This window comes from Nostoc cf. edaphicum LEGE 07299 (assembly GCF_015207245.1).
Lineage (GTDB): Bacteria > Cyanobacteriota > Cyanobacteriia > Cyanobacteriales > Nostocaceae > Nostoc > Nostoc edaphicum_B.
Genome location: NZ_JADEXF010000368.1, coordinates 1 through 5,002 on the forward strand (window position 1 = coordinate 1; position 5,002 = coordinate 5,002).

General features: G+C 44.7%; 3 protein-coding genes and 2 pseudogenes. 2 read left to right on the forward strand and 3 right to left on the reverse strand.

Going from position 1 to position 5,002, the window contains the following annotated elements:
• Positions 1-1,251 (forward strand): annotated as a pseudogene (locus tag IQ229_RS12705) (di-heme oxidoredictase family protein); the annotation flags it as partial.
• 39 nt (positions 1,252-1,290) lie between these two features.
• Here IQ229_RS12705 and cobT read toward each other — a convergent pair.
• The 3 genes from cobT to IQ229_RS12720 form a co-directional block, all read right to left on the reverse strand.
• The gene (gene cobT, locus IQ229_RS12710) at positions 1,291-2,466 is read right to left on the reverse strand and encodes a nicotinate mononucleotide-dependent phosphoribosyltransferase CobT (RefSeq protein WP_194044200.1); all 1,176 of its coding nucleotides are present in this window, start codon (positions 2,464-2,466) and stop codon (positions 1,291-1,293) included.
• A 63-nt stretch (positions 2,467-2,529) separates the two neighbouring features.
• Positions 2,530-3,270, reverse strand: coding sequence for a DUF2232 domain-containing protein (locus IQ229_RS12715; RefSeq protein ID WP_194044202.1), 741 nt, complete (start codon positions 3,268-3,270; stop codon positions 2,530-2,532).
• A gap of 13 nt (positions 3,271-3,283) precedes the next feature.
• A complete protein-coding gene (locus tag IQ229_RS12720) occupies positions 3,284-3,985 on the reverse strand; it encodes a Crp/Fnr family transcriptional regulator (protein ID WP_104905149.1) in 702 nt (233 codons plus the stop codon).
• A gap of 632 nt (positions 3,986-4,617) precedes the next feature.
• Between IQ229_RS12720 and IQ229_RS12725 the strand changes: the two are divergent.
• Positions 4,618-5,002, forward strand: a pseudogene (locus IQ229_RS12725) (hypothetical protein); the annotation flags it as partial.

Here is a 5,002-nt window from a genome sequence, read left to right on the forward strand (position 1 = left end):
TTTGACGATGCAGTATTAGATGTGCCTTTTGGTAATTTTGAGAGTTCTTCAGATAGTATCAACAATACTACTCAAATTCCCAGTATATTCACATTTAAGAATCATCCTTATTTTCTTGATGGACAGTTTGCTATTGGGCCGTTTGCGGGACTCAGCGCTGTCAGCAACGGTGTTCATTCTTCAGAAAACAATCTGTTGGCAGCTGCTCAACTGAGTGCAGAAACGCTTGGCATTGACCCAGAGGTTTATATTGGTACATTTCTACAAAACGCTGCCACTCCCAGCCTACGTTTACCAGAAGGAGTAATAGTAAAACCCTCTGAATGGCTACGGAAGATCGCACCGAATCCTACACAAGCACAATTAGAAGACCAAATTCCTGCTCCTGGGACAGCAACTTACCCAAACCTGCGCCCTAGTTTATTTACTTACAACGGTTTAGTTTTCAGCCCAAATACTCAAAAGCCTGGTGATATTGCGAGTGGTCCTTTCTTATTTGCTGCTAATGCTATGTCTGCTTTCCAAAATAGCTTAGTGCCACCTGCCAACCAGACTTCGGAAAACTGGCAAGCGTTGAACAGTAATTCTGTTAAGCGTGGCGCAAAAGTATTTGAGAAAGCCAATTGTGCTACTTGCCATATTCCGCCATTCTTTACTGACAACAAAATTCATCCAATTGATGAAATTCGTACTAACCCCGCTCGTGCCCAATCTCGCTTAGGGCTGAGTAATTTGTTAGTACCACCCAAGCTATACACCTTTAACACTCCTGTTCCCATACCTGCTAGTGCTGAAGTGCTGGATGTACCAACGCAGGGTATCTCTGATACTCCCACAACTCTACCCAAAGGTATATTGCCAAAAGGCGGTTACAAAACTACTTCCTTGCGTGGTCTTTATTTAAGCGCCCCATATTTGCACGATGGCGGTGCAGCAGTACGAGCAGGAAGCTTGAAAGTGAACTCAAATGGTAGTTCCACGGTTGTTAACAAGAGTGGCTTAGGGCTATCTGGCACTCTTAGCCAAGGTATACCTGCCGATCCTGCTAGTAGTTTGCGTGCCCTGGTCGATCGCGATCTTCGTCGTTTGGTTGTGAAAGCCAACAAAGCTAACCCTAGTTTAGTGCGTAGTAACCTTGATGGCACAGGGCATCACTTCTACGTAGATAGACAATCTGGGTTTAATTCCAAACAGCAAGCAGACCTGATTAATTTCTTGCTAGCACTTGATGACAATCCTGGAAGTTTTTAATCAAGCTACGGTTGATATCATATCCTAAGACCAAAATCTTTAGTTCAAGGCAATACTTAGCCGTTCAAGTTGGGCTTCAATGGCTGCCAAAAGTTGGTGTTGCCGCCAATCTTGGCTAAGATGGGCGGCTACGCAAGCGGCTCCAGCACCCATACCTTCTTTGACAAAGCCCTGCTCATAAGCTCTCAGTTGGGGATAACGAGAATCAGCAAAGCTCAGATGAGTTGCTAATAGAGGAGGGGTTCCTCCATTCTGAGTTAAGCTGCTTTTTCCTAAGTTGAGAGCTAAGTCAACTGTAGCGCCAGTAGGATCTTCAGCCACCCAGCGGGTTGTGCCTACAACTACTGCTTCTGGTTGCCATGATAAGGCGTAAGCTTGAGCGATCGCACTCATTAGCGCATAAACCGCCAGCATTTGCGTCCCTCCAGCCAGCATCACACCACAACTACGGCTAGCAGCGATCGCCATCCCAGCTACCACTGCTTGCATCGGATCGCCCACGGCGGCGACGAGTTGTAAGGGATCTACAGAATTTTGGATTTGAGATTGAAATATCTTATCCTGCCCCCTGCTCCCCCTCATCTTCTCCAGCCCAGCTTGTACTAGTGCCCACTTTTGCGCGTGGTTACAAACAGGGTGGCTACTGTTAACTTTTCCGGCAGCATCTATACCTAAACCAGTTAAAATTGCCAGGGCAGTTGTAGTACCTCCGACGACGCACTCACCAACAATCAGATACCCCTGTTGGATATTGGCGGCTAGGCGTTCTCCCCAAAGTAGCCCTTGTTCAAACAAGTGGTGTACTGTTGTAATTTCCATAGCAGCCCCTTGACTTAAACATTTAGCAGGAGCGCCACCCAAATCAATTACTGGCACAGCAGGAGCTTGGGGTAAACCAGCATTAAATAAATGAATTGGTATCTTTAGTGACTCAAATACAGCGCGAGAAATCAGCACAGGTGAAGCCCCAGCCGCCAATGGTGGTAGGGGATATTGGGCTTTGTGTTCTGGACCGTAATACAAAAACTCGGCATCCGCACAAGCAGTATATTTCCGATCCTCTGGAGTGCGACCAGCTGCGGAAATCCCTGGAATTAAACCAGTTTCAGTAAATCCTAAAACACAAGCAAATACGGGTAGACAGCCACGATACCTTCGCAGCCATTGTTCACTTAGTTCTTTTTGCGTATAAATACTAATTTGGGAATTGGGCATGGAACATTGGTTATTAGTTAGGACTCATCATTTAACCAATGACAAATGACAAATGACAAATAACTATCCTTCATAATCCATGAGAACTTGTACCCAGTGTGGTGGGCGGGGGATCGGGTTGCCCAGACGGTCAAAAAGCAACCATGCTGCCAGATGTACCACAAAAAGGTAGATAAAGTTGTTGAGTAAAATTAAAGCGATCGCTCCCACTTGAATCAAAAATACACTGGGACTCGCCAACAAACTCAAGTTAAAAAATACCCACTCAATGAACTCAGTCACCTGGGTTATCACATAAATCCATAGGTCTTGACCCGACAAAACAGACAGCAACCACAGCCTAAAGAAGACTCCTAAAGTACCCAATAGCGTACCCAGAGTGATAGAAACAATCCAGGGAAGACGACGACGACACCACGTAGCGCCCAAAAGGACGCCCATAAACCCGTAGGGCATGACAAACAGCAAACTGCGGGCTGGCCCCATCAGTACCGTCAGCAGTAACCCAGAGGTGAGTGCTGCCATCCATGCCGCACGTTTGCCCCAACGCAGATAAACTAGAGCGATAGGCACTGGAAAAAATATCCGCAAAACTGGGCCCAAAGGAAAGTAAAAATTAATAAACCAAATTAAGCTAGCGGTACTGGCTAAAAATGCTGTTTCCACCATCCTCAAAGGCGCATCTGCCTTGACTTGAGGAGGCATTAACTGCTGTTCTTTATCTAACCAATGATTCTGAGGAGTTGGAGATTCAGGAGATGGATCTTCCTCCGGTTCATCTGGGAGAGAATCTAAAATACTCATATCTGACAAGTTTTTAAACGATCATTCTTTCTAAAGCTGACAAATCGGGAATACAAATAGTGTCTTGATCCCGTTTAATCAAGCCTTTTTTTTCTAGCCTTGTCAATACTCGTGTCACCGTTTCCCGCGCCAGTCCGCTCAAACTACTTAATTCCCGATGAGGTAAATTGGGAATTTCGGTTCCCGTTTGCCCTTTTTTTCCCTGTCCTTCTGCCAAAAATAACAACGTATCTGCTACTCTTGACTGGCTATCAGATTCCCGCAACCGCAATCGGCGATTTACTTGTCGCAAACGTCGTGCCATGAGTTGCGCCAATCGAACTCCCGCCAAGGGTTCTATCTGAAGTAATTTGACAAAATCTTGAGCAGGCATACTACCAATTACCGTTGGGGCCAAGGTAATCACATCGGTGGATCGAGGTGCTTCATCTAGCGCCGCCATTTCACCAAACAATTCACCTTTGCCAATAATATTCAGCGTTACCTCTTTTCCTTCCAGATTGTAGGTGCGGATTTTTACCCATCCGTCCATAATAAAATACACAGAACCACCCCAGTCATTTTCCAGTAGAATCACCTGATTGGCTGGGTGAGTGCGGGTAACAAGATGGGTGAGGGCTGATTCCACAGCAGTTTCTGGCAACCCTTGAAAAAAGGGAGCGGAGGTGATCATCCAGGAATTAGCCTGTGCTTGCAAGCTATATCGATCTTCCATTACGACATCTTTAATTCAAGCTGCTATGTACACACAAAAAACAGGAGTGCCATTTGTAGCCTAAGCTATCATTGCACAGCTCCCTTTCCAAGAAAAAACTAAACTATGCTAAACAAGAAAGCGACAAGAAGTTTTTCTAAATAATCTTTACCTATAAGTTTAAACGGAGTAAAAGTTTTGCAAAAAGTAGTCTATAGCCGGCGGTTGTATTGCTTAGGGGCTAGCTGCACTGCAAACTTAATTAGTTATGAATATAGGCAAACAACATTAATGATACTAAAGGGAGTAAATTATTGCTCAGGTATTTTAGCGATTTCAAAAATAGCCAACCAATGACCTGGAAGATTAAGCTTTTCGAGCAAAGGCTGTCTGAAGAGGACAAGGAAAGGGGGAGACAAGGGGATGGGGGGACAAAGAAAAACTTTTTTCCTTGTTTTCTTAGATGATTGAAGATTGCCACGACCCCCAGTAATCCATAACATAATGACTAGTCATAATTCCAAGTAGCGGCTTTTGCCACTCAAAACTTCTCCTATGGTTGACGCTGCGTGTAGCAAGATCCCCATAGAGATCCGGTGATTGTAAATTAATGTCACATTAGTTGACACACATTTTTAAGTAAGGTAATAAAAGTGACTTTTAGTACAGATGAAATTCAAAAACTGATCGCAGACATTGACAACTTACTTGCCAACGGTGGCAAGCGCCTGTCTAGATTTCTGTCTGGTCAGGCGCAAGAGCCTAAAGAAGTTTTAGAGCGAATTCGCGACTTCTTGGTGAGGTTACAAGAAAAAGAAACATTAGAGAGCGACATCCCAAATCAGCCTTCTGAAGAACCGCGATCGCCTTTGTTAACAAAATTTATCGATCATGGTAATAACCAGTATCCACTACCGCCGCTCGAACCCATTCAGGAAGAGAGTACTGTTGGCGCAGGACAATTAAAAAATGAATTTTCGAGATTGATTCAGCCGTTGCGATCGGAATTAGAATTGCTTTTGCAAGAGCGAGCCACTC